24 protein-coding genes are annotated in these 25259 nt (G+C 64.6%); 14 read left to right on the top strand and 10 right to left on the bottom strand.

Translation table 11 applies throughout. The features are described from left to right. The first annotated feature begins 122 nt into the window (after window positions 1–122). Window positions 123–1793: a methyl-accepting chemotaxis protein gene (locus GWC77_RS00360; protein WP_173254726.1), complete on the top strand. Its 1671-nt coding sequence runs from the start codon at window positions 123–125 to the stop codon at window positions 1791–1793. A 189-nt stretch (window positions 1794–1982) separates the two neighbouring features. Here the strand turns inward: GWC77_RS00360 and GWC77_RS00355 are convergent, their stop codons facing one another. Continuing rightward, window positions 1983–2975, bottom strand: a complete 993-nt coding sequence (locus GWC77_RS00355; RefSeq protein ID WP_254366686.1) for a TetR/AcrR family transcriptional regulator — start codon at window positions 2973–2975, stop codon at window positions 1983–1985. A 64-nt stretch (window positions 2976–3039) separates the two neighbouring features. Between GWC77_RS00355 and GWC77_RS00350 the strand changes: the two genes are divergently transcribed. From GWC77_RS00350 to GWC77_RS00330, 5 genes are all read left to right on the top strand, one after another. Continuing rightward, complete coding sequence (locus GWC77_RS00350) at window positions 3040–4356, top strand: aspartate aminotransferase family protein (RefSeq protein ID WP_173254724.1); 1317 nt, start codon at window positions 3040–3042, stop codon at window positions 4354–4356. 108 nt (window positions 4357–4464) lie between these two features. Next, window positions 4465–5805: an aspartate aminotransferase family protein gene (locus tag GWC77_RS00345; RefSeq protein WP_173254722.1), complete on the top strand. Its 1341-nt coding sequence runs from the start codon at window positions 4465–4467 to the stop codon at window positions 5803–5805. 48 nt (window positions 5806–5853) lie between these two features. Then, entirely contained in the window at window positions 5854–6288 is a 435-nt protein-coding gene (locus GWC77_RS00340; protein ID WP_173254720.1) for a thioesterase family protein, read from the top strand. Between the two features lie 66 nt (window positions 6289–6354). Further along, window positions 6355–7284 carry a 3-keto-5-aminohexanoate cleavage protein gene (locus GWC77_RS00335; protein ID WP_173254928.1) on the top strand — a complete coding sequence of 310 codons (930 nt, stop codon included), beginning with the start codon at window positions 6355–6357 and terminating at the stop codon, window positions 7282–7284. A gap of 324 nt (window positions 7285–7608) precedes the next feature. Further along, window positions 7609–8052, top strand: coding sequence for a hypothetical protein (locus GWC77_RS00330; protein ID WP_173254718.1), 444 nt, complete (start codon window positions 7609–7611; stop codon window positions 8050–8052). Window positions 8053–8093: 41 nt separating this feature from the next. Here the strand turns inward: GWC77_RS00330 and GWC77_RS00325 are convergent, their stop codons facing one another. The 4 genes from GWC77_RS00325 to GWC77_RS00310 are packed head-to-tail and all read right to left on the bottom strand — an operon-like array spanning window position 8094 to window position 12891. After that, window positions 8094–8978 carry an HlyD family secretion protein gene (locus GWC77_RS00325; RefSeq protein WP_173254716.1) on the bottom strand — a complete coding sequence of 295 codons (885 nt, stop codon included), beginning with the start codon at window positions 8976–8978 and terminating at the stop codon, window positions 8094–8096. A 19-nt stretch (window positions 8979–8997) separates the two neighbouring features. Then, entirely contained in the window at window positions 8998–9198 is a 201-nt protein-coding gene (locus GWC77_RS00320; RefSeq protein ID WP_173254714.1) for a DUF1656 domain-containing protein, read from the bottom strand. Next, window positions 9188–11413 carry an FUSC family protein gene (locus tag GWC77_RS00315; RefSeq protein ID WP_254366684.1) on the bottom strand — a complete coding sequence of 742 codons (2226 nt, stop codon included), beginning with the start codon at window positions 11411–11413 and terminating at the stop codon, window positions 9188–9190. Before GWC77_RS00315 ends, GWC77_RS00320 begins: the two co-directional genes overlap by 11 nt. Then, window positions 11410–12891 (bottom strand): efflux transporter outer membrane subunit, encoded by a 1482-nt coding sequence (locus GWC77_RS00310; RefSeq protein WP_173254712.1) that lies wholly within the window; start codon window positions 12889–12891, stop codon window positions 11410–11412. The genes GWC77_RS00315 and GWC77_RS00310 overlap by 4 nt, the downstream gene beginning before the upstream one ends. Window positions 12892–13104: 213 nt before the next feature. Here GWC77_RS00310 and GWC77_RS00305 point away from each other — a divergent pair, with 213 nt between their 5' ends. Continuing rightward, window positions 13105–14043, top strand: a complete 939-nt coding sequence (locus GWC77_RS00305; protein WP_173254710.1) for a LysR family transcriptional regulator — start codon at window positions 13105–13107, stop codon at window positions 14041–14043. A 37-nt stretch (window positions 14044–14080) separates the two neighbouring features. Here the strand turns inward: GWC77_RS00305 and GWC77_RS00300 are convergent, their stop codons facing one another. Together GWC77_RS00300 and GWC77_RS00295 are read right to left on the bottom strand one after the other, a co-directional pair. Next, window positions 14081–14248, bottom strand: coding sequence for a hypothetical protein (locus tag GWC77_RS00300; protein WP_173254708.1), 168 nt, complete (start codon window positions 14246–14248; stop codon window positions 14081–14083). An 89-nt stretch (window positions 14249–14337) separates the two neighbouring features. Next, window positions 14338–14661 carry a DUF2288 domain-containing protein gene (locus GWC77_RS00295; RefSeq protein ID WP_173254706.1) on the bottom strand — a complete coding sequence of 108 codons (324 nt, stop codon included), beginning with the start codon at window positions 14659–14661 and terminating at the stop codon, window positions 14338–14340. Between the two features lie 171 nt (window positions 14662–14832). On the opposite strand from GWC77_RS00295, the gene GWC77_RS00290 reads away from it, so the two are divergent. After that, entirely contained in the window at window positions 14833–15363 is a 531-nt protein-coding gene (locus tag GWC77_RS00290; RefSeq protein WP_173254705.1) for a cytochrome b, read from the top strand. A 22-nt stretch (window positions 15364–15385) separates the two neighbouring features. Here GWC77_RS00290 and GWC77_RS00285 read toward each other — a convergent pair whose 3' ends face one another. From GWC77_RS00285 to GWC77_RS00275, 3 genes are all read right to left on the bottom strand, one after another. Next, on the bottom strand, window positions 15386–17026 hold the full coding sequence (locus tag GWC77_RS00285) for an acyl-CoA synthetase (protein ID WP_173254703.1): 1641 nt from the start codon (window positions 17024–17026) through the stop codon (window positions 15386–15388). A 355-nt stretch (window positions 17027–17381) separates the two neighbouring features. Continuing rightward, window positions 17382–18092 carry a peptidoglycan DD-metalloendopeptidase family protein gene (locus GWC77_RS00280; RefSeq protein WP_173254701.1) on the bottom strand — a complete coding sequence of 237 codons (711 nt, stop codon included), beginning with the start codon at window positions 18090–18092 and terminating at the stop codon, window positions 17382–17384. A 155-nt stretch (window positions 18093–18247) separates the two neighbouring features. After that, on the bottom strand, window positions 18248–19156 hold the full coding sequence (locus GWC77_RS00275; protein ID WP_173254924.1) for an aldose epimerase: 909 nt from the start codon (window positions 19154–19156) through the stop codon (window positions 18248–18250). A 577-nt stretch (window positions 19157–19733) separates the two neighbouring features. On the opposite strand from GWC77_RS00275, the gene GWC77_RS00270 reads away from it, so the two are divergent. From GWC77_RS00270 to GWC77_RS00245, 6 genes are read left to right on the top strand one after another with little or no spacing between them, the layout of a single operon-like run. After that, window positions 19734–20753 carry a MoxR family ATPase gene (locus GWC77_RS00270; protein WP_173254699.1) on the top strand — a complete coding sequence of 340 codons (1020 nt, stop codon included), beginning with the start codon at window positions 19734–19736 and terminating at the stop codon, window positions 20751–20753. A 9-nt stretch (window positions 20754–20762) separates the two neighbouring features. Then, entirely contained in the window at window positions 20763–21623 is an 861-nt protein-coding gene (locus tag GWC77_RS00265; RefSeq protein WP_173254697.1) for a DUF58 domain-containing protein, read from the top strand. Further along, window positions 21620–22609, top strand: coding sequence for a calcium incorporation protein MxaA (locus GWC77_RS00260; RefSeq protein ID WP_173254696.1), 990 nt, complete (start codon window positions 21620–21622; stop codon window positions 22607–22609). The genes GWC77_RS00265 and GWC77_RS00260 overlap by 4 nt, the downstream gene beginning before the upstream one ends. Continuing rightward, window positions 22606–23589, top strand: a complete 984-nt coding sequence (locus tag GWC77_RS00255) for a VWA domain-containing protein (RefSeq protein ID WP_173254694.1) — start codon at window positions 22606–22608, stop codon at window positions 23587–23589. Before GWC77_RS00260 ends, GWC77_RS00255 begins: the two co-directional genes overlap by 4 nt. Continuing rightward, window positions 23586–24218, top strand: coding sequence for a hypothetical protein (locus GWC77_RS00250; RefSeq protein ID WP_173254692.1), 633 nt, complete (start codon window positions 23586–23588; stop codon window positions 24216–24218). Before GWC77_RS00255 ends, GWC77_RS00250 begins: the two co-directional genes overlap by 4 nt. Before the next feature lie 23 nt (window positions 24219–24241). After that, a complete protein-coding gene (locus GWC77_RS00245) occupies window positions 24242–25204 on the top strand; it encodes a VWA domain-containing protein (protein WP_173254922.1) in 963 nt (320 codons plus the stop codon). Window positions 25205–25259: the final 55 nt, after the last annotated feature.

The raw sequence follows: 25259 nt of genomic DNA, 5'->3' as shown, positions 1-25259 counted from the left end.
TACGGGTTTTCTCTCGTATCTCCCGGCTCAAGAAGGCCGCCGAAGATGCCGTTGACCAGCGGTAGCGGTCGGATTTGCCGTCCAACCTGCCCACGAGGCGGGGCTTATCAGAAGGGGGTTGCATGAAGATGGTTTCACGGAGGTTGCGTGCGGAGGCGGAGTTTGTGCCGGAGGGTGCCGCGGCGGGCGGCCAGTCGCGTGGTGCCGGCGTGAAGGCGCGCCTCAATGGGCTGTCGGTCAAGATGTCGCTGCGGCTGGCATTCGCGGTATTGCTGGCCGGAACGCTGGCGATCGGCATATTCGCGCTCACGCAGATCAGCCGTTTGAACGATTCGTCCAGATCGATCTACGAGCAGGGCCATGTGGCGAGCCGAGCCGCGGAAGAAGTGCGCGGCAACATGCTGCGTTCGAGCCGTGCGCAAAAAATGCTGCTTACCGCCACGACGGCCAAGGAACGCGATGAGCTCGGAGCCGAAATCGACAAGGGCCTTGCCGCGATCAACGGCGAGCTCGGCACGCTCAAACAGTACACCGACGTCAATGACAAAGCAGCGCTCGATCAGCAAACGAAGCTGGCCGCCGCCGTCTCGGCGTGGGCGAGCCACCTGCGCGATTTCGTCACGCTCGTGAAGGCGCAGCCGCTCGACTTGTCGCAAATGAACTGGCAAGTCGGCATGCAGGACGTTTCTCTGCTGGTCGAGACGGGCAAGCTCGAAAAGCTCGTGGACGCGCTCGTCGCGGCCCGCGGCGCGCAGGCTAAAGCGACGATCGACGCATCGGCATTCATCTTCAAGTCGTCGTTCGTCATGATGGCAGCGATGACGGCCGCGCTGATTGCGGTGGCGATCGTCGTCAGCGAGTGGGTCGTGCGGCGCTTGACGCGCCAGCTCGGCGGCGAGCCGGTCTATGCGAAGGACATCGCGAGCCGGATTGCGTCGGGCGACCTATCGCACCCGATCGCGCTCGGCAGAAAGGACACATCGAGCATGCTTTACGCGCTTTCCGAAATGCGCACCGGTTTAGCCGGAACGGTCGGCGAAATCGCGGCGAGTGCGGAGGCGATCGCATCGGCGGCCGGTGAGATCTCGATGGGCAACCTCGATCTGTCGCAGCGCACCGAGCAGCAGGCCGTCTCGCTCGAGCGCACCGCGTCGAGCATGGAGCAGCTGACTTCGACGGTGCGCCAAAACGCCGATAACGCGAAGCAGGCGAGTTCGCTGGCGAACAATGCGTCGGAGATCGCGTCGACGTGCGGTTCGGTCGTTTCGCGTGTCGTCACGACGATGGGCGAAATCAATGCGAGCGCGAAAAACATCGGCGACATCATCGGGGTGATCGACGGCATCGCGTTCCAGACCAACATCCTTGCTTTGAATGCGGCCGTCGAAGCGGCGCGCGCGGGCGAACAGGGGCGCGGGTTTGCAGTTGTGGCGGGCGAGGTGCGCTCGCTCGCGCAGCGCAGCGCCGCCGCGGCAAAGGAAATCAAGACGCTGATCAACACCTCGCTCGAACGCGTGGAGAACGGTTCGACGCTGGCGGAGGACGCCGGTCGCACGATGGATGAGGTGGTGAAGGCGGTCAAGCGAGTCACCGATATCATGGGCGAGATCTCCGCGGCGTCCACGGAGCAGAGTTCAGGCATCGAGGAAATCAACCGTGCGGTCACGCAGATGGATGCCGGTACGCAGCAGAATGCGGCGCTCGTAGAAGAGGCTACCGCGGCTGCACGCTCGCTCGACGATCAGGCGAAAGCGCTCAAGCGGCTCGTTGGGAAGTTCAAGCTGCACGCGTGAGGGGGTGGGCGGGCGTGGTGGCTGATGGTGGCGGGTAGTGTGCCCTTTGCTGCCCGCTGCAGGTTCATTGCTGAAGCGACACTGACGAAGCGCCGCTTGGAGCAACGATCGGGGACATCCTGGAACTCTGACGCCAAGGCTCGCGGCGATTGGACAACGTCTCAGGCGGTTTTGCCGGGTTGGCAGCCATCAGGCGCGCGCCAACGCCCGCTCCATGCCAGCAATAGCGGTTTCGACGTATGCGCTGAAGCTGGAGTCCATGGCTGCGTCCGTGCCGTTCTGCCAGCGAACGATAAACGACCTGTTGGCCATCGCAGGGAGGTACCGCGCCAGCGTCGGAAACTCGAGCGCCGGGATCGAACTCACCTTCTCCTGCAGTTGCGCTGCCCATCTCGCGGGATCGTCCGTGGGCATGGATGCGAATTCAAGCGTCGAAAAACCGACCATCGTTGCGATAACCACGTTATACATGTCAACGATCTGATCATCCTTGAACCCGGCCGCAACAAGCACAGTAAGAATCCTGTCGATCATGCCGGGGTTCAAGCTTGCGTTGGCGACGAGGTGTCCGCCGAGGAGCTGCGCGACATTCGGGTGTCGGCGAATCACCTCCCGGCACCGGGAGAACAACTCCCTGAGCCAGTCTTGCCACGACGTCTTGCCGGGTTCGGGCGCAACGTCGGCCATTGTGGCTTCGACAACCGACGCGAGCAGGTCGTCACGCGTCGCAACGTGCCAGTACACCGCGGACGGATAGACGCCAAGCGATCGCGCGACATCGCGCAAGCTGAATCCCATGAGCCCGTTGCGGTCGATCTGCTCGATCGCTGCAGCAATGATCCTTTCCTTGCTGAGCCCGGAACCGGTAGTCCCGTCCTTCCTGGTGCGCGTACGTGATGCCGGGGAATTCCCGCCGGCACCAGCTCGATCCATACCTTCGCCACTGCCGCGGCCCTTCCTGACGGTGCCCGTTTTTCCCGGGAGGGTCGCCTTGCGAGCTGATGTCGTCATTTGTCGGTTCGTTGCCAAAACGCGATTGTGTGGTGAACAAGCGCCCATTGTAGACCGGACAATCGCCCCCCCGACTTTTGCCGCGCGCGGCTCGCCGTCGCTCTGTCCTCTCCGGCGACACAGAGAATCTTGCAACTTGGCTTGTGCAGTGTACAATGAATAGTAGTTCATCGTACTGGCCGGATTTGTAGTGGTTCGGTCCGAGGGACGCGATGCCATGCACAGGGACATCTCGATGGAAAGCTCCGATACTTCAGCCTTTTCCCCGCTTGCCGAGGCGATCAATCACGCGGTCGAGCGTTTCACCGAGCGCAATCCGCGAAGCGCACTTCAGTACGAGCGGGCGGTTCAGGTCATGCCTGGCGGCAACACGCGGTCGGTGCTTTTTTACAGTCCATTTCCGCTCGCCATCGCCCGCGGTGACGGTTGCCGCCTCTGGGATGCGGACGGTCACGAATACATCGACTTCATCGCGGAGTTCACGGCGGGTCTCTACGGGCACTCGAACCCCGTCATCCGGCAGGCCATCGATCGTGCGCTCGATACCGGCATCAATCTGAGCGGACATAACCTGCTGGAGTCGGAGCTTGCGCGTCTGATCTGCGATCGCTTTCCAACGGTCGACGCGGTGCGGTTCACGAACTCGGGTACCGAAGCGAATCTGATGGCGATCGCGGCTGCACGGGTCCATACCCGCCGTGACAAGGTCATCGTTTTTGCTGGCGGGTACCACGGCGGAGTGCTGACGTTCGCGAACGGCAACAGTCCGGTCAACGTCCCGCACGACCTGTTGATCGCCCACTACAACGATCTGGCGAGCGCGCAGCGCCTCTTCGAATCACATCCCGACGAGGTCGCTGCCGTCGTCGTCGAGCCGATGCAGGGCGCGGCCGGTTGCATCTGCGGTGAACGCGAATTTCTGGCCGGGCTGCGGGCGCTTGCGTCGAAGCACGGTGCGCTGCTGATTTTTGACGAGGTCATGACTTCGCGGCTGGCACCCGGTGGGCTCCAGGAAGCGTTTGGAATCGAGCCGGACCTCACGACGCTCGGCAAGTACATCGGAGGCGGCATGTCTTTCGGTGCGTTCGGTGGTCGGACATCCATCATGGATCAATTCGATCCGCGCAAGCCTGGCGCCACGCCGCATGCCGGCACGTTCAACAACAACGTCCTGAGTATGGCGGCCGGCGCAGCAGGTCTATCCAGGCTGTACACCGCGGACGTCGCGCGGGAAATGAATGCCTGCGGCGATCGCCTGCGCGAGCAACTGAACGCGATTTGTGTGCAGCGCAATGTCCCTCTTCAGTTCACCGGAAGAGGGTCCCTCATGAATCTTCAGACCGGCAGGCACGCAATACGATCGATCAAAGACCTGCTACCCGAGGGCAATAGCGTCAAGGATCTCTTCTTCTTTCACATGCTTGAACGCGGCATCTATCTCGCGCGCCGCGGCTTTATCGTTTTGAGCATGCCCATTACCGAGAAGGAAATCGGGCGACTGTTGTCGGCGTTCGATGAGTTTGTCGAGCGCTACGCAAGCGTCCTCGCCTGAAGACAATTGTTTCGCCGCACGAGGCAGTGCGTTTTTGTGAGGAGCATTGGAATGGAAGATACGGTTGGAAAGCGTCTCGTCGGGGACACGCCGCGCGGCGGAAGCGTCATGAGTTTCTACCTCCCGAAGGGCGCGGCGCGACCGCCGCGCATTGCGCGCGGCGAAGGTATTCACCTGTACGACGAGCACGGCAACCGGTATCTCGACGCAACGTCGGGCGCGGTGGTGAGCAACCTTGGCCACTCCAATCCGCGCGTCGTTGCTGCGATATCGGAGCAAGCCCACCACGTCACCTTTGCGTATCCGCGCTTCTTTGAGAGCGAACAGAACGTCCGCCTGGCCGGCAAGCTCACTGAACTGGCTGGCGAGGGGTTCGATCGTGCGTTCTTCGTCTCGGGCGGCTCGGAGGCTATCGAGGCGGCACTGAAACTCGCAAGGCAGTTCGCGGTCGCCTGTGGACAGCCCACTCGCTGGAAGGTGATCTCCCGCGATCCGAGCTACCACGGTTCCACGCTGGGCGCGATGGCCGTCACGGGCGACTCGTCTACCGAGTCGATCTACGGCCCAATGATGCGGCAGATGCCCAAGATTCCCGCGCCGCTGACCTACCGGTTGCCGCCCGGCGTGACAGCCGAAGCGCATGTCGCAGCCTGCGCAGATGCGCTCGAACGGCGAATCGTCGAGGAGGGCCCCGACACCGTGCTCGCATTCATCCTCGAACCGATCGGCGGCCTGTCCAGTGGCGCGCTCGTGTCGCCTCCGTCGTATTACCGGCGGGTCCGCGAGATCTGCGACCGGCACGGCGTGCTGCTCATTCACGACGAGATCATGTGTGGTGCGGGGCGCACGGGCGCATTCCTGTCCTCGCACCATTGGGAAGGTTCACGTCCGGACATCGTGACGTTGGCGAAAGGTCTTGCCGCGGGCTATACGCCTTTTGGGGCGCTGCTCGCGCCGAACTGGATCGTCGAGACGATCGGCGCGCAAGGCGGCTTTGTTCACGGCCACACTTACTTTTCGAACCCGTTCTCGTGCGCGGTTGCCGAAGCCGTTATCGACGAAGTAGTGGAACAGGGTCTCGTCGAACGCGCCGCGAGGATGGGACAGTATCTCGAGCGGCGACTTCATGAGCTGCAGCAGATAAGCCGTCTCGTCGGCGACGTGCGCGGCAAGGGTTTGCTGATGGCGATCGAACTCGTCGCGGACAAGCAGACGCGGCGTCAATTGCCGCCGGCGATGAATGCGCCGGCCCGTCTGACGAATTACGGACTCGCGCACGGCATCGCGCTTTACAACCGGCGTGCCAACCGCGGGCAGTTCGGCGATATCCAGCTGATTGCGCCGCCGCTGATCATCACGGAGCCGGAAATCGACGATCTCGTCGAACGGCTGGGGCGAGCGCTCATCGATTTCGAACGCGATCTCGAGCGTGAAGGCGCGCTTAACTGATGGACAACCGGCGCTTCACGAGTCGAGGCGCCGGATGGGAAAAGCAACATGACCATTGCAGGCTCATTCGAAACGAAAAAGCTCGTTCGCTTTCAGCATTGCGATCCGGCTGGCATCGTCTTCTACCCGCAGTACTTCGTGCTGTTCCACGAGCTGATCGAGGACTGGTTCAACGAAGGACTGCGCGTGAATTACGCGGATTTCATCGCTATTCAGAAGCTAGGTGTGCCGACGGTCCGCATCGAGGTGGACTTCGTCGCGCCTAGCGAAATCGGTGACACGCTGAAATTTCAGTTGACCGTGAAGCGGATCGGCACGCGCTCCATCGTGCTTTCGCTCGCAGCGTTCGCCGGTGACGCGCTACGCGTGAAGGTTCAGCAGACGATCGTCCTGTTCTCGCTCGAGCGGCGCGAATCGGTCGCGATTCCCGATCATCTTCGCCAGCGCCTCTCGCTGTTTCTGGCCGAAGCGCCCACGCAGTAGCACGACTCCTTCGACCGGCGGCTCATGGCGGCGCGAATCGATTCAATTTTTCACGGAGACACTGAAATGGCTACGAATAAGGTTATCGTCCTCGTCGCACCCACCGGGGGGATGGCATTCAAGTCACAGAACCCATACTTGCCTACGCAGCCGGACGAGATCGCACGGGACGTGTTTGACTGCTACAACGCCGGCGCGAGCGTCGTGGCCGTGCACGCGCGGCGGCCTGACGACGAGGCGACGTGCAACGCCGACATCTATCGCAACATCAACGAATTGATTCGCGCCAAATGCGACATCGTGATTAACAATTCGACGGGCGGTGGCGTTCATGGCGACATGGTGCGGCAGATCGACGGAGGGATGTGGGATACCGTCTGGGCAGAGCGTCTGAAGGGCATGGAAGCCGGTGCCGAGATGTGCACGCTGGACGCCTGCACATTCGTGGCGAGCTTTGACGGCAATGAAGTCCTGCTCAATACCTCACCGTCGCGATGCCAGTTTTTGGCCGAGGAAATGAGGAAGCGCGGGATCAAGCCAGAGTGGGAAGTCTTCAGCCCGACGCATATCGTTCAGGACGCCACCACCTTGATCCAGATGGGGCTCGACGAGCCACCGTATGTATTCAACCTGGTGATGAATGCGCACCGAGGTTTTCAGAATGCGATGCCTTATAACCCGAAGTCCTTGCAGTTCATGGTCGATCTATTGCCAAAGGACAGCATCTTCTGTGTGAGCGGCATCGGGCCGGCGCAACTACCCGCAAGTATCAACTCGCTGCTGCTCGGCGGACAGATCATTCGCGTGGGCCTCGAAGACAATCTCTACTATCGCCGCGGCCAACTCGCGCGAAACGTTGAACTCGTCGAGCGCACCGTGCGGATTCTGCGTGAAATGGACTACGACATCGCGACGCCTGCGGAAGCCCGCCGGATCATGGGGCTGCCGCGCAACGATAGCTCGGCGAGACCGTACTTTTCAGTAGGTAGCCGGTAGGCGGTAGCTATGGAATCGCAATCGGTGACATGAACGTTCGGATCGGCTTCGAGCCGGATCGTTCGCGGCCAAGTCGAAAAGTACGCCGTCCGGCAAGTGTTTACCGCCTCCTCTGCGTACGCCAGAACAAGTCAGTTCCGAATAGACTCGCCGGCGTGCGCATCGCAAGATCCCGCGTTAGAATACGCACCGGGCGCGGCAGGGCGCCCGTTCTCGCGAAAGCCACCCGCACCTGCTCTTAGCAGTCGAACGATCCTTCCCGGACGCATCGCAACCTCAACCTTCAAGCCGCAGCGAGAACGGCGCAATGAAAGGAGAGTGTTCATGTGGTCCACCGCCAATCCCACCCGTTCGAGTCTTTCTCACGTCGAATTCCTGCGTCGCCATGCTCGCCGATTGCTGCGCGCGGCGCATGCCGATGCGAGCCGTGCCTTACCCGTGTTGCGGAGAATCAAAGCCGCCGGGGTCGTTCCCGCGCATACGCTCACGGAGCTTTTCGCCGCACGCGAGTCGGTACGGCTCAAGCATGTGCTCAACATGCTGGCGACCGAACTCGGCTACGCCGATTGGGCCGCCTGCAAGCGCGACGTGGATGCGCGTGCGAGCGCCGAGCTCGATGCATTACGTTTCGATGCCGGGTGTTTCGCCGATTTCGCGACCAACTGGTTTCCGGACCATACGACGGCCCGCGCGTGGCAAAGCGTGCACGGCGGTTATCTCGTGCGCTACGGCACGCAGACGGTAGCCATTTTGCACGCGGGCGTGTGATGCCCGCGCGCAAACCGACCGGGTCCGGTTAGCCGCCTCGATCAGCTCGGCGAAACAACAACCGTGCAAGTCGTGCCGGCGGCAAGCATGACGCCCGCAGGCACTTCGTCGATATGGATGCGCACCGGCACGCGCTGAGCCAAACGCACCCAATTGAACGTCGGATTCACATCGGCGACGAGCTGACGGCTTTGCGGATTGTCGCGGTCGTAAATGCCGCGCGAAATGCTTTCGACATGGCCTGTCAGCGTACCGCCGCTCATCAGGCGAATCTCGGCCTTGTCGCCAATCTTCACGCGCGGCAGCTTCGTTTCCTCGAAATACCCATAGACCCAGAACGAGCGGCTGTCGACGATCGCAAGCTTCGGCGTGCCGGCCGTCGCATAGTCGCCGCGATAGAGCGACAGGTTGGTGACGTACCCGTCCACAGGCGAGACGACGGTTGTGCGCGCAAGGTTGAGCTTCGCCGCGTCGAGCGCTGCGAGCGCCTGCCGATACTGTGCTTCGGCCGCCGAGGCCGATTGCACAGCGTTCTCGCGGCTTTCCTTCGACACGACGAGGCTGTCCATATCGGCGCGCCGCTGCGCGTCGGCGCGGCGCATCTGCCATTCGGCCCGGCGTGCGGCGACAGCCGCTTCCGCCTGCTCGAGCGCGACCTGATAATGCGACGGGTCGATGCGCATCAGCACCTGGCCTTTCTTGACGAACCCGTTATCGACGACAGGCAGATCGACGACAGCACCGGAGACATCGGGCGCAACATTGACGATCTCGGCGCGCACGCGGCCATCGCGTGTCCAGGGCTCGTCCATATAGTGAATCCAGAGTGTACGGCCGATCGCCAGCGCGGCGACGAACACCAGGGCCGTCGCAATGAAGCTGATCAAATAACGCCATGCCGGATGGTGAGCTGCGGAAGTGTTCATGATGGGTTCGAACGGTGATTCAACGATATACGGCCAGGCCGAGCGCGCCGCATACGATCACGAGCAGGCTCGCGCGCACCAGCGACGGATGCCAGACGAAGCGATACAGCCCCACGGCCGCAAACAGGCGATCGAGCAGCCAGGTGAGCGCGGCACCGCCGACGCAAAGCGGCACCATGGCCGGTAAGTAGGCGCCGAACATGGCGAGATCACGTGGCATGACGAGCTCCATGGTTGGGCGGTACATCGCCGCCTTCGTTCGCACGCTGCCCGTGCGAGGCGAACGCCGCGAGCGGCGATTGCGGATCCATCAGCGCGGTGCGCACGAAGTGCAAGTGGCTCAGGATGCGCTGCAGGCAATGGCGCTCTTCGCGTGGCGGCGCAAAGGCGACGAGCACCTGCCGAGTGGCGGCGATGGCGTCGACACTCGCCGCGAGCGCTGCATCGAGACGCCTGCCCCGCGGACGTTCGAACAGCGCCGCAAGCTCGTGCTCCGCGGCTGCGATGCTGCGCCGCCAGGGCATCGTCGGCGCATAACGCGCATCGCGCGGCAGCCCGACGAGCTCGCCGCGCAGGTCGATCACGGCGTGCCCGACTTCGAGGACGGCGACGAGCCAGGCCAGCGCGTCGCGCCGCGCAGCCGGCGTACGTTCGGCCACCGCGTAAGCCTGGAACGCGATATCGCGGGCGCGGCTTTCGAAGCGGGCCCGTACGCTGGCGAGCGGCGCGCGGCAGGCGAGCGCCACCTGTCGCCGCAAGTCGGCGACGAGATGGCCGATGAGCCAGGGCGTGGAGGGCGGCAGCAGCACAGCGAACGCGGCGGCACAGGCAACCATCGACAAAATCAGCGCGAGCGTGTTGTCGGCAAATCCGGCCGGATCGTACTGCATGACGTTGTCGGGCCCCGCCAGGACGCAAAAGAAAATGCAGAAGCCCGCGCCTATGCCGGCCAGCTTGGGGCGCGTGGAAAGAAACACACCGAACGCGAGCGGTGGCGCCAGCACGGCGCAGAGGAGGGCAAGCCCATCGATACGAGGGTAGATGCCGAACACGACGATCGCACCGGCCGCTGCCGCTAGCATTGTTCCGATGCTCATTTGCAGCGCCATGCGGGTCGGGCGTGGCGACGACGACGCAAGCGCGCAAACCGCGGCAGCATTCAAAACGAGTGTGGCGCCGCTCGGCCACGCGGTGGCGAGCCAGAACGCACTCAGCGCGGCCATGACGATGGCGCCCCGCACACCGGCGATGGCGGTGACGATGGCGCTCGTTTTCGGCTCGTAGCGCTCCGGCGAACGTTCGCGCGCATGGCTGGCCGTTGCGAGCGACGCATAGGTTTGCGCATAAGCGTGCATGTCGTCGACGAAGCGGTAGAGCAGTTCGGAAGCGGTATCGAAGTCGAGCAGCGCCGAATCGGATAGCGTGTTCAGCCGCTCGCGCGTGGCGCGCATGCGGCTTGGCAGCTCACGCTTGAAGTGCTGAAGCCTATCGGCGGAGCGTGTCGCATCGGATGCCCTGAGCACCGGCTCGCCGGGCGTATAGAGCATGGGTGCCAGCTCGGCGAAATACGGTTCGAGCGCGTTGACGATCTCGCGCGCGCCCGCGGCGCGCAGGCGATTCATCAACTGATGCAGACTGTGAAAGCGAGTAGAGGCCGTCATGAACTCGCGGTTCAAACGAGCGAGGCGCCCGCTACGCAAGCGGGCATCGTGGCTCTCGAACACGGCGATGCTGCGCATGGCCTCGAAGCCGACGATCTCCGCCAGAAAGCGCGCGTTCGTACGCTCGATCTGCTCGCGTGCCATGTTGCCGGCGAGCGCCGATGCGACGTACTCGACGAACTTCGAAAAGCGCGCGCGAACGGTGCTGCGCATCTGGTCGCTGGCGTGCTGCGGCCAAACCAGCGCGCTCACGAAGCCGGCACACACGACGCCGAGCGAAACCTCGGCCGCACGCGTGAGCGCGGCGAGAAACGCGCCGTCGGGATGCTGCGCGGCGGGAATGCCGATCAGCGCGGCCGTATAACCCGCGAGCAGAAACCCGTACGAGCGAAAATTGCGGTTGCGCGCCGCACCGGCCGTGCAGATGCCGGTCCACAGTGCGAGCGCGCCGAGAAACAACTCGGGCTGCTGCGAGAACAGCGCAACGAGCGCAAGTGTGGCGACGAGGCCGACGAGCGTGCCGCCTATCCGATAAAAGCTCTTCGCGAGCACGGCGCCGCTTTGCGGCTGCATGACGATGAAAACCGTGGTCATCGCCGTACGGGGTTGCGGCAGATCGAGCCGCAGGGCGATGGCCAGCGCGGCGAACGCCGCCAGCAGCGCCTTCGCTACGTGTATCCAGGTGCGCCCCTCGGTGTCCCACCAATCGCTCAACGCAGCACGCCCAGCCGCGGCACGGGAGACGATAGCGTTCGCGTTGTCGGACAACATCATCGCTCGCTCCCTCGTCTGACCGACTGCATCCCGGCACGCGCGGCCTGCATGCCATGCGCTGGTATCAGGTGCTCGTCGGCCGGCCCGTCGGCGGGCGTCGCCAATCCGCCGCCGAGCGCGGTCATCAGCGTGGCATAGGCCGCGAGCCGCGCGGCACGAATTTCGGCGACGCGTTCTTGGGCGCCGAGCCAGCGCGTCTCTTCGACGATGACATTGACGTAATCGGTGAGCCCGCGCTGGAAGCCGCGATCGGCGAGGCGATAGCTGCGCTCGGCGGCATCGGCGGCGCGCTCGGCATCGTGCTGCTGGATGTCCAGCGAGCGCTGGCGCACCGTTGCATCGGCGATTTCCTTGAGTGCGCCGACGATCGATTGATCGTAGCGGGCGACCGCCACGTCATAGCTAGCGGCGGCTGCGCCGAGGCGCGCACGCAAGGCGCCACTGTCGAAGATTGGCAGCGACAGCGCCGGTCCACCGGTCCAGCCGCCGCTCGCAGCGCGCAGGAAACCGAATAGCGGACCGGCCGCCGCGTAGCCGCCGAGCGTTGCCACCAAGTCGATGTTCGGATAGAACGCGGCGTGCGCCACGTCGATGCCGCGTGCCTCGCCCGCCACGGTCCAACGCGCGGCGACGACATCGGGCCGATGGCCGATCAACTCGGCCGGCAGGTGAGTGGGAAGGTCTGCAGGCGCGTTCAGTGCAAGTGCGGGGCGCGCCAGGGTGGCACCGGCACCGGGACCTTTGCCGAGCAGTGCGGCAAGCTGGTTTCGATCGAGCTCGATGGCCTCCCGGCGCGCCTCGACGGTACGTTCATACTCGGGCAGCGGCGCCTCGGCCTGACTGAGTTCGAGCTGCGTGCCGATGCCGCCGGCGAGGCGCCGCCGCGCCAGGTCGGCCAATTGCCGCTGGCGCGCGAGCACATCGGTCGCGATATCGAGCAACGCGTAATGCTGAGCGAAATCGAGATAAGCGCGTACGACGTTGGCCTCGATTTCGAGCTGAGCGGCACGCGCATCGGCCGCGCGTGCATGGGCGACATCGAGCGCTTGCTCGGTCGCGTTCTTTTCATGTCCCCACAGATCGAGGCGGTACGACAGGTGCAAGGCACCCGTGTTGTTCCAGGTGGTGCGCCCCGCGAGCGGCCCGGGACCGTAATAGACGTTCTGCGGCCAATGCTGTCGCGTGATATCGAGGCTGCCGGCGACCTGCGGACCTTCGGCCGCCTCGACAACGCCTGCGATCGATGCCGCTTCGCGCACCCGGGCCGAAGCGGCCGCGAGCGTCGGGTTCGACTCGATTGCGGTCTGCACGAGGGTATCGAGCTGGGGGTCGCCGAACGCTTGCCACCAGTCGGTCTTCGGCCACTGCGCGCTCGCGTTCGCCGCATCGATGGCGGGACCGACGTCGAGCGTCGCGGCGTCGGGCACTTGCGCCTGCGGTGTAATGCCATGCGTGCTTGCGCAACCGGTCATTATCATCAGTAATGCAAGAAACGAGAACGCGACACCTCGTTTCCCGATCCGCAGTAGCACGATTCTCTCCTCGACAGCGGTAATAGACCGAATCGATTATATTTTTCGCGTCATTGTGGAATAAGCGGTAAGGATGCAAGAGATCTTTACAGCTTTTGAGATAATCGACGTTGCAGGCCGTGCAACAATCGAGCCGCATCGTTGAAGGGAAAACCGGCTATGGACACGCTTCAGAACATGCGCGTCTTCACGCGCGTCGTTGAATCGGGCAGCTTCACCGCGGCCGCGCAGCATTTGAATACGACGACCGCTTACGCGTCGCGCGCGGTATCGGATCTGGAAGCGCATCTGCACACGCGTCTTTTGAACCGCACGACGCGGCGCATTGCGCTCACCGAGGCGGGCGAGCGTTATTTGCGCCGCTGCCAGCAGATCCTCGCCTACGTGGAAGAGGCCGAGGCCGAAGCAAGCGATGCGCACGCGCGCCCGTCGGGCAAACTGCGCATGCACGCGATGGCGAGCTTCGGCGGACACTACGTCGTGCCCGCGATCGGCCGCTACCGGCAGCGCTACCCGGACGTGTCGGTCGAACTCACGTTGGCGCAGCGCATCCCCGATCTGCTCGACGAAGGCTACGATGTCTCGCTGGTACTCGGCTACCACCTGCCCGATTCGGGGTTGATATCGCAGCGGCTCGGCACCGCGTTCAGCATCGCGTGCGCATCGCCCGCGTATCTCGAACGACACGGCGTGCCCAAAACGCCGGGCGAACTGGCCGATCACGTCTGTCTGCGGCTCGTGACGCCGGGCTCGACATTCGACAAATGGGATTTCGACGGCCCCAACGGCGCCGAAACGTTCGTGCTGCCGCCCGCACCGTTTCAGGTCAACGGCGCGGAGGCAATGGCAATGGCCGTGCGCGAGGGCATGGGCATCGCCGTATTGCCGACTTATACGGTCATGCGGGGTTTGAAAAGCGGCGATCTGCGTTGGGTCATGCCCGACTATACGTCGCAGCCGATGAACATCCACGCGCTCTATTCGTCACGCGAATATCTCGATGCAAAGATCAGGACCTGGGTGGATTTCATGCGCGCAGAGTTGCCCGCCACGCTGGCTGCAGAGCAAGCCGCGCTTCGGCAATTCGCATCGACCTGAAAGGCGTCACGCGGGCTGGACGTGACGCACGACGCCATCAATGTTTGCGTCGCCAGTCGAGCATGTGATGGGCCGAGAGCCAGTGGTGAAGGATGCCTTCGCCATGTTCCCGCTTGTACGAGAGCGATTCGAAGATTGTCAGCCCGACCAGCACCAGCAGGCCCACTCCCAGTCCGACCAGGCCGGCGATCGATTCAGCGTCCATGGATGCCTCCTTTCGCCATAAAGCGACGAGTACATATTAGGACACTTCTTGGCGAATCGGAGGGGGAGCGCGGCGCGAAGCGGTGAGCGTCAGCCGCGCGCTTGCACGCAGACCCACGGTGAGACGACGACAGCCCAGAGTTCAGGGTCGCGCTCGGCGAATTCGGCCGCCGTTTCGGCTTGCAGCCGCTCGACGAGCCCGGCCGACAGCCATTGCGCCACTTGTTGCGAATCGTCCGCGGCAATGGCTTCGGCCACACTCACGAGGTCGAGATCGCGTGCGACGAGCAGCAGCATGCCGCGCGCGAAAAAGCGTTCGAGCTCGCTCCAGCCGATTTTTGCCGTTTCGCCGAGCAGTTTCAGATAGAGCGGACTGTGCTGGCCGTTGCCGGCGTCGGGGTGTTCGGAACTCATGATGGGAATATGCGGTTCAAGGCGGGCGTCACTATAACCGATACTGATCGCCGGTTTTCGATGCTCGATTACATCCCGTAACGCGCGGTGATGTTGCGGACTGTCCGGCACGCTAAAATCCGTCGTCGCTCAAACGGCTATCGAATCACTCACTTCAAAGGACATCCGCTCATGGCAGCGATTTCGATTTCGCGCTACGACCCATTTGCCCGCGTTTTGCATTGGCTCATCGTTGCACTGCTGGTCGTGCAATATGTAGTCGCATGGACGATGCCCGAGATTCATCGAGGGACCCAGCCGGTCGGCTTGATTACCTGGCATCTCGAGATCGGCACCGTGATCATCGCGGTCATGTTCGTCCGAATCGTCTGGCGCCTGATGCGGCGCGAACCCGATGTCGTCGAAACGACGCCCTCGATGCGCCTCGTCGCGCGCCTCACGCATGGCCTTCTTTATCTGCTTCTCATCGTGCAGCCGGTGATGGGCTGGATCAACGCTTCATCGCGCGGCTGGCACGTCACGCTATTCGGGACGATTTCGTTGCCGGCGCTTTCCGCCACCGGCTCCCCGCTCGGCCATGAAATGGGCGACCTTCATCAGGTGCTCGCGTGGGGGTTGCTGGGCCTCATCGGCCTGCATCTCGCCGGTGCGCTTTATCACCACTTCATTTTGCGCGACGGCGTGCTTCGGCGCATGGCCTGACGCCCGCCATCGCGGGCCGCGCCTAAGCCGCGTCGGGCGGGCTGTCGCGCAGCGCACGGCGAATGATCTTGCCGGTCGCGGTCATCGGCAGGTTCGTCACGAAAGCGACGGCCCGAGGATATTCGTGCGCGGCAAGGCGCGTCTTCACATGCTCCTGAATTTCGCGCTCCAATGCGGGCGACGGCGCAAAGCCCGGGTTCAGTACGATGAACGCCTTGACGATCTCGGTTCGCGTCGGGTCGGGCACGCCGACGACCGCCGCGAGCCGCACGGCAGGGTGGCCCAGCAGGCAGTCCTCGATGGGCCCCGGGCCGATCCGGTACCCGGCGCTCGTGATGACATCGTCGTTGCGGCCGACGAAGCGGAAAAAACCATCCTCATCCAGCACGCCGAGGTCACCCGTCAGCAGATAATCGCCGGCGAACTTCTCGCGGGTCGCTTCCTCATTGCGCCAGTAGCCGAGGAACATCACCGGGTCGGGCGAACGGATGCCGATGTTGCCTTCGGTGCCCGGTGGCAGTTCGCGCCCTTCGTCGTCGACGATGGCGACGCGATGGCCCGGCACGGCTTTGCCGATCGAGCCGATGCGCGGCTCGAACAGCGTGCTGCACGAACTGAGTACGACGTTGCACTCGGTTTGCCCGTAGAACTCGTTGAGCGTGACTCCAAGCGCCGCGCGTCCCCATTCGATCAACTCTTCGCCGAGCGATTCGCCCCCGCTCGAAACCGCGACGAGCGAAAGTGCGTAGCGCTCGCGCGGCGAGCCGACCGTACGCAGCATCTTGAGCGCCGTGGGCGGCAAGAACGCATGCGTGACGCCATGGCGCGCCATCAGATCGAACGCGGCTTCGGGCTCGAACTTCTCGAAGCGGCGTGCGAGCACCGGCACGCCGTGGTGCCAGGCAGGCAGCAGAACGTCGAGCAGTCCGCCGATCCAGGCCCAATCCGCCGGCGTCCATATCATTCGCGCATGGTCGGGGAAGAATGCCAGCGGCATCTCGACGCCGGGCAGGTGGCCGGGTAGGACGCGGTGGCCATGCAACGCACCTTTCGGTTTGCCGGTCGTGCCCGAGGTATAGATGATGACCGCGGGGTCGTCGGCGTGCGTATCGGCTGGCGTGAACTCGGGCGAGCGCGATTCGAGCTCGGGCCAGAAGGCGAGCGCCTCGGGTAGCGCCGCGAACGGGGCATCGCCATCGATGCAGTACACCGCTTTCAACTCGGGCAGCGAGGCGCGGATCGGTGCGATTTTCGCGAGGCCTGCCGCGTTCGTGACGAGTGCCGCGGCACCGCTGTTGGCGAGGCGATATTCGAGCGCTTCCTGACCGAACAGCGCAAAGAGCGGCACCGCAACCGCCCCGAGCTTGTAGGCTGCCAGATGGGCAAGCGCCGTTTCGGGCGCCTGCGGCAGGAAGATGCCGATGCGCTCGCCGCGGGTAATGCCGCGAGCCGCGAAGCTCGATGCAAGCCGGTTCGAGAGCGCCTTCAGGTCGTCGAAGCTGTAGCGCACGATCGTGCCGTCGCTGCTTTCGTATACGAGGGCAAGGCGGCCGCTTCCATCGGCCCATTTGTCGCAGGTATCGACGCCGATGTTGTAGCGGGCGGGAATGTGCCACGCAAAAGATCGCACTAGCGATTCGTAGGTATCGGTCTTCGTCAGCATGTCTGTCTCGCTCCAGCAATTCGTCCGACGCTTGATTGAACTGATTTTTAAATGACCGCAATTACATAATAATTTCTGAAGAAAGTTTTCTTCGTTAAATCAGCTTAATCCTTATTGAATCATCGTTTCCCTGACATTACTTCGGCTTTGCCGGACATTTATATCGCTTGCGGCTCCCCGGCGATTGTGGGCGCTGCACCGAACGACTAGATTTCTACACGGCGCACGGCGAACCGGTCCTTTGCCTCAATGCGCCGAACCCCCGTTGGCCCGGCACTGCCGGGCCTTTTTTTCGTGAGTGGTGAGCCTCATGCTAGGGGCGCAATAATCATCGTGACTGCTGACCGTTGCGTTTTCAACGTGTCGGCAGGTAGCGCGCAGGATCGATCGACTGTCCTTTGTACCGCAATTCGAAGTGCAGCGCGACACGATCGTTGTCGCTGTCGCCCATGGCGGCGATTTGCTGCCCTTGGGAAACCGTCTGCCCTTCCTGGACCAGCAATTTACTGTTATGAGCATAGGCGGTGAGATAGTTCGCGTTATGTTTGACGATGAGCAGATTACCGTAGCCGCGCAGGCCGTTGCCCGCATAGACGACGGTTCCGCCAGCCGCGGCGACGACGGGTGTACCCAGCGCATTGGCGATATCGATGCCCTTCGAGCTGGCGCCATCGAACGTGCGCACGGTCGTACCTTGGGCGGGCCATACGAGCGCGTTGCGCGAGGAGGGCGCGGGCGTGGCCTCCGTGGCGGAACCGGCGCGGGGAGTCACCCCAGCGGACGCGGTGCCCGGTGTCGTGCGGACGTCGCCAGGTGCGGTACGGGTCGAGCCCGCGCCGGGCGGGGCCACGCGCAGCACTTGTCCGACCTCGATGGAATCGGGATTCGTGAGATTGTTCCAGCGCACGATGCTCGGTACCGATTGGCGGTGTGCACGCGCAATCTTCGATATCGTGTCTCCGCGCTCCACGCGGTAGTACCCCGGCGCGACACTGGGCGTGCCGCATGCGACCAGCGTCGCCGCCATCGCGGCGGCGGCCAGCCGCCTCATCGTTGTTCTCGACATTGATCCTCGCTTGAACGGCATCGGCGAGCCGCGGCAGCCCCGGCGGGCGGCGCGCTCGAAACGTCGGATTTTACCGGCTGGCGAGCGCGCGGCGGCGATGTCGGCCCACAGTCAGCCCACAGTCAGCCGGCAGTCAGCCCGCAGTCAGCCGACGCTTAGCCGATATTCGAGACCGAAATACGCAGGATGGCGGTGTGGCTCTCTCCCCGGGCGATCCAGCGCAAGCCGAAGCCGTTATGGATCGCGTCGGGGAGCCCGAGCCAGGGTTCCACGCAGTAGAAGTCGGAGGTGTCCTTCTCCGTCCACGTCGTCACCGCATACCAGGGCACCGAACCCGGCCGGTCGAGATCGATCTCGATCCGCTTGCGAAGCGGTGGGCAGACGATGCTGATCGGCGCGGACGGAATTGCACGCAGGCAATGGAAGCGATCATGGATGCGTGCCTCGTCGAGCGTGTAGCGCGGCTCGCCCGGGACCGGCGCGGTGATGGCCCCGTCCTCGAGCTGATGGCGCCGGTCCGTCGCGGGCAGCTCGAGCGTGGTGTGCGGACGCATCTTGTGCGGCAGTGCAAAATAAAAATGGTGGCCGGGATAGGACGGCAGCGGCTGAGTGCCGGTATTGGCCGTGGTCAGCGACACCTCGAGCGTCTGGCTATCGATGAGCCGGTAGCAGGCTTCGAAACGGAAGGCGAACGGGTAGGCCTGGCGGGTCTCCTCCGTATCGGTCAGCGTCATGCGGATGCTGCGCCCGTCGGCATCGACCGTGGCCGCGAACGGCAAATCGCGCGCAAAGCCGTGCATCGGCATGGGCCGCACGACGTCGGCGCTGTCGCGCCATTCTCCGAGCCGGCCGTCCACGCGATGGCGGCCGAGAAACGGGAAAAGCAGCGGATTGCCGCCGCGCACGCGCGCGAGCTGACTCCAATCCGCCTGATCGGGCCAGTAGATGACCGGTTCGGCGCCGATGTCCCAGGACAGCAGGCGGCCGCCGAATTGAGGTGCGACGCGTATGAGCGAGTCGCCGTGACGCAGTTCTACGATGTCGTGATCTTGAAAGCGGGTCATCATGGTCCGTGGATAGCGGGGAAGAGGCGGCGCAGACCACCGGGCCGGTGTGCGCCGAAGCCGATATTGTGCGCCAGCCGCGGCTTGGGAAAAACCCTTGCTCGGGAAATCTCGACTTTGTCCGACACAGGGGGATGCCCATAATGCGACTTTCGTGCCGCCCGAAACGGTTGCCGCTGCCGCCCCTCCCGTCCCTCTGGAGAACGCATGGATCTCGCCATGGCAATGGCGCTCACGCTGTTCGGCATGTTTGCCGGCAGCACGGCGCTGTTCTTTTATCGCATCGCCCGCTGATCGTCCGCGGCGAATGTCTCGATCCGCCCCGCAACGTCTGCGCGGGCGGGACCTCTGTCCTTTCGGTGACAGTCTGTCCCGGCGTGCCGTGACAGACAGCGTTGCTCACGCGGCAGGCGTGCGTCCGTCGACGCTCAGCCACGCCCGACGCGACGCGCGCATTCGCCCCCTCGCTTCGGCATGAACTCTGCTTAGACCCGGGGCCGGCGGAAGCGGCCCTGCGCGACGAGCGCGCGTTTCGTGCGCGCGGCGCTCGGCTATGCGGCGGGTGGGGGATCGATCGATGGCATTGGGGGAAGAGCTTCAAGACTGGCGTAGCGATGCCTTGCGCCTCGAAGACGAGGTGGGCAAGGTCGTGATCGGCCAGCAGCAGACCATTCGCTTGATCAACGTCGCGCTGTTCGCGCGCGGCCACGTCCTGCTCGAAGGAGGGGTGGGCGTCGGCAAGACCACGGTGTTGCGCGCCTTCGCGCGTGCCGTCGGCGGCGCATTCGAGCGCGTCGAAGGCACGATCGACCTGATGCCCGGCGATCTCGTCTATCACACCTATGTCGATGCGCAAGGCAAGCCTCGCATCGATCCGGGGCCGCTCCTGCGGCGCGGCGAGCAGCTCACCACTTTCTTTTTCAACGAGATCAACCGCGCTCGTCCGCAGGTTCAATCGCTGTTGCTGAGGGCGATGGCCGAGCGCTCGGTCGCGGCGTTCGATCGCGAATATCGCTTCCCGCATATGACGGTGTTCGCCGATCGCAACAAAGTCGAGAAAGAGGAGACTTTCGAGCTTGCCTCGGCGGCGCGCGACCGGTTTCTCTTCGAGCTCAATATGCCGACACCCGAGGACGCCGAGGTACGGCGCGCACTCGTCTTCGATACGGCGTTTCACGACGCGGATGCGCTCGTCGAGCAGGTGCGTCCGGGCGTCGTGGCGTGGGAACGGCTCAATGCGATGGGGGCGGCGATCCAGCGGGGCATTCACGCGAGCGCGGCGATCGAGCGCTATCTGCTCGATATCTGGCAGGCGACCGAAGCGCCGCAACGCTTCGGCGTGGCGCTCGAAGACGTCGAAATGGACCGGCTGATTCTGGCCGGGGCAAGCCCGCGCGGCATGAGTGCGCTCGTGCGCGCCGCGCGCGTGAACGCGTGGCTGGGCGGCCGCTCGCATGTGAGCCCCGACGACATTCAAGCGGTGCTGCCCGCCGCGCTCGGCCATCGCGTCTTCTTTACGCCGATCTACGAGCTGCGCCGGCAGGAGTTGGCGCAGGCGCTCATCGACGCCATCGTCGCGCGGCTGGCGGTGCCCTGACCCGACAGCATGAACGGACCGACCGAATTCCACTATCGCCTGCCGGGGCGCGCAAGCGGTTCGCGTCCTGGCTCGCATCCGGGCACGAGCTTGGGGGCCGGCCAGGAGTTCGCCATGCATGCGCGGCTCGTCGACTTTCCCGACCCGAGGCGCCTCGATTTGCGTGCCAGTGTGCAATCGGTGCGGCGCGAATGGCTCGTGCGCCTGAGCTTGCAGCGTGTCGCCGTGCCCGTGCACGCGGTGGTCGATGTGTCGTCTTCGATGCGCTTCGGTGCCCGTCGCACGAAGCTCGACATCGTCGCCGATTTCGTAGAGGCGCTCGGCTTCAGCGCGTTTCGCTCCGGCGATCGGGTGGGCATGAGCGCATTCGATGCGATGGAGCGCGACGATCTCTTCATGCCGCCGCGCCATGGCCGCGGCGCCGGCGAGGTCATGGCCGGCATGCTGCGCGCGGCGCGCACGGGCCATGACGGCCATGGCGCGGCCGGGCTTGCGCGAGCGTTGATGCCGCTCGCGGGGCGCTCGGGGCTCGTCTTCATCGCCTCGGACTTCCACTGGCCGCTCGATGCGTTGCCGGCTGTGCTCGATACGCTCGCGCATGCCTGTGTCGTGCCGATCGTCGTTTGGGACCCCGCTGAGCTCGCGCCACCCGACGATGGTCGGCTGCTCGCGGTCCACGACGTCGAGTCGGGCGCGCGCAGGACCGTGTGGCTCTCGCCGCGCGTGCGCACCGCATGGCGCGAGGCGGTGGCGCGTCGCCGCGGCGAGATCGACGCGTTGTTCGCGAAGCGCAGCGTGCGTCCGTTCTACATCGAGGGAGGGTTCGATGGCGAAGCGCTCTCGCAATACTTCATGGAGCAAAGCGCATGAGTCGCGTCATACGCTTGCTTCGCGCAAGGACGGCATGGGTTGCGGTACGACGCTCGATTGTGGCCCGGGCTGCATGTGCGATTTGCGCGGCCCTCGTGCTAGGGGGCGGCGCCCCGACGATAGGCGTTGCCGCGACCGATGCAATCGCCCATGTCGATGAGCCGCGCGCGTTCGGTCATACGATCGGCGATGTTCTCGTGCAGCGTGTGCGGCTGGCCAGTGCCGGGCGCTCCGGCGTCGAAGCGGAACCGGTGCTGCCCTCGGGCGGTCGCGTCGGTGTTTGGCTCGAGCGGCTACCGGCTCGCATCGAAACGGCGGCCGACGGCAATCGTTGGCTCCTGCTCGCGTATCAGGTGACGAACGCGCCAAGTGCGCTTACTCAAACCGAGCTGCCGGCGCTTGCATTGCGCACGCGCGCCGGCGACGTGCTGCGCGTGCCGGCCTGGCCGATCAGCATCGGTCCGCTCGCACCGGATGCCGCATTCGACACCGGCGGGCTGGCCGCGATGCAGCCCGATCGCGGCCCCGCGCCGCTCGCCGTTGCGCCGATCGAGCGGCGCATCGCGATCGGCCTCGGCGGCCTCGCCGCCACGCTCCTCGCGTGGCTGGCGTGGTGGGTCGCGCGCAACCGCCGCGACGCGTCTCGCCTGCCGTTCGCCCGCGCGTGGCGCGAGCTGCGCCGGCAACGGATGGCGAATGACGGCGGCGAGCATACGGATGCCGCATGGCGGATCGTGCATCGCGCGTTGAACGAAACGGCGGGCTTCGTCGTGCAACGGAGCTCGTTGCCCCGGCTTCTCGCTCGCGCGCCCTGGCTGCAGCCGTTGCGGCCGCAGTTGGAACAGTTCTATCTGCGCTCGGACGTCCGCTTCTTCTCGTTGACGCCCGACGAGCTGCCGGACGGGCTTGCCGTGGAGCCAGCGCTGCCGGGGCTCGCGGCGCTGACGCGTTCGCTTTATCGCGCGGAGAAGGCGCGGCATCGATGAATGCCTCTCTCGACTTCACGTCGCCCGCGATGCTGCTATGGCTGCCGCTCGCGCTGCTGCCGCTCTTGCCGCGGCGCGGCGAGACGTTACCGTTTTCATGGGCGGCCTGGATCCCGCGAGACCGGCTCGGGCGCTGGCTCGGATTCGTCGCGCGTGTGGCGGCGGCGCTCGCGATAGCGGCCACCGTGGTTGGCCTCGCCGGTCCGGGCCGTTCTCATCTCGAAGCGCGGCGCACCGGCCGCGGCGCGGAAATTCTGATTCTGATGGATCGCAGCGGCAGCATGAACGGTGTCATGGCGAGCAAAGGCGTCAATACGTCGGGGGTCTCGAAGAACGCGGTCGCCCGCGCCGCGCTGACGGATTTCGTCGACGGTCGCCCGAACGATCGCCTGGCCTTCATGATGTTCGGCATCAGCCCCGTGCTCGCGATGCCGTTCACCTACGATCACGCGATCATCCGCGATGCGATCGACGGGACGAAGATCGGGCGCGGCCAACCGGACACGCAGCTTGGCCGCGGTCTCATCGCCGCGATCGCTCAGTTCGACGAACGGCCCTGGACCGGACATCGCGCGATCGTGCTCGTATCCGACGGGGGCGCGTTGCTCGATGGCGCGGCCCGTGCGCGAATCGCTGAAGGGCTCGAGCGCAACCGGATCGCGCTTTACTTCATCTATTTGCGCAGCAGCGTCTTCAGCCCCGAGCTCGATCGCGCCGCACGGGCGGAAGGCGACTCGCCGGAGGCCCAGCTGCATCGATTCTTTCTGACGCTCAAAACGCCTTATCGATTGTTTCAGGCGGGCGATGCGCCCGCAATGACCGCCGCGATGAATGAAATCAATCGACAGCAGAACTTTCCCGTCTCATTTGTCGAGCGTCTACCGCGTCAGGATCGCAGCCCTGGGTGCTTTGCGCTCGCCCTCGTATGCTGCGTGCTCGTGATCGCCTCGCGCGCGATTCAGGTCAGGAGCTGGGCATGAGACGCAGGTCGGTTCATCTCGCGTTCGCCACCGTGAGCCTCGTTTGTGCGGTGTACGCGGGCACTGAGGCACTGAGGCTCGCGCATGCCGCGCAGGTCAACGGCGAGGTGACCGCTCTTGCCGACGCCGCGAAGGGGCAGACACAGGCACCGGCGCAATCGCAGGCGCAAGTCTCTTCCGGAAGCGAGCGCGTGGCCGCAACCGTTGCGCGAAGGACTGGAAGGGAAGGGCAGAAGAACGGTGCATCGCGCGAGGCGAGACTCGCTTGGGCGATCGCCTTGTCGTCCGCCAAGCGCTATGGCGAGGCGGGCAGTGTTTTCGAAGCGCTCGTCGAAGACGGGCCGCACGACGCCATCGGCCGCGCGGCGCTGTTCGATTTGGCCAATATGTATCTTCGCCAGGGCGCGGGCGACGCAGCGCAGTCATTGCGCTCCCTGCCGCTCGTCGAGCAGGCCAAGGCGCGCTATCGCGCGTTGCTTCGCGTCGCGCCTGACGATTGGGATGCGCGATACAACCTCGAGCGCGCCTTGCGCGTCGCACCCGAAACCGTCGCCGATAGCGATGCCGCTAACGGGACGACCAAGCGCGACATCAAGCTGCGCGGCGCAAAGAGCGAGGATTTGCCGTGACACTGGGCGAACGCGTGCGTGTCATGGCGCAATCGCGCGATGCGGCGATCGTCGCGGCAGCGGTGTTGCTCGCCATCGCGCTCTTGTTTCCGCGTATCGAGTTGCCGCGCGATACGTTCACCTACATGGTCACGTTCGACATCACGCAAAGCATGCAGACCGAAGACATGACCTCGGCAGGCGCGCCGGTGAGCCGGCTCGCGTTCGCGAAGGCGACCATGCGGGAGGCGCTCACGCGCTTGCCCTGCGGTTCGAAGATCGGCTGGAGCATCTTCACGGGGCAAGCCACGCTGCCGCTCATGCCACCGATCGAGGTGTGCCGCAACTTCGACGCGCTGCTCGCATCGCTCGAAGGCATCGATGGCCGCATGCGCTGGACGAACTGGAGCCGTGTTGCCGAAGGCGGCATCTATTCGGCGGTGCGTGTGGCGCGCGAGCTCGGGCGCGGCGTCGAAGTCGTCTTCTTCACCGACGGGCAGGAGGCGCCGCCCATCTTGCCGTCGAACTCCCCTGAGGTCGATATCGCCGTGCCGGGCGTAAGCGGTTGGCTGATCGGTGTCGGCGGCGATCAACCCGCACCGATTCCGAAGATCGATGCCGACGGCAATCGCATCGGGTTCTGGGGGGCGTCGGAGGTGGTCCAGGTCCCGCCGTCGCTGCGCGCTTCGCCCACGGCCGAAAGCCATGAAGAGCTTTCGGCGTTGCAAGGCGAGTATCTCGCGAAGGTTGCCGCGCGCATCGGCTTTTCGTACCGGCGCTTGAGCAGTGCCGATTCGCTCGCGCAAGCGCTGCAAGACGTACGTTTCGCCCATCGCGAACGCGTGCCGACGGACGTGCGCCGCGTTCCGGCCCTGCTCGCGCTCATCGTGCTCGTCGGGCGCTATCTGGGCTCGCTTCGATTTCGACTGTGGCGCCCGCGGGGCGCGACTCATGACGCCCGCCCGGACGGGACCGTTGTCACCGCTGCCGATAATGGGCTACCTTGACGGCGGGCGCGATCCGCCGCTCGAGCTTGCACTCGATTCACCACGGAGAACGAAC

This window comes from Paraburkholderia sp. NMBU_R16 (genome assembly GCF_013282575.1).
Lineage (GTDB): Bacteria > Pseudomonadota > Gammaproteobacteria > Burkholderiales > Burkholderiaceae > Trinickia.
Note: the sequence above shows the minus strand (reverse complement) of the source record. Positions and strands in the feature narration are given on the sequence as shown.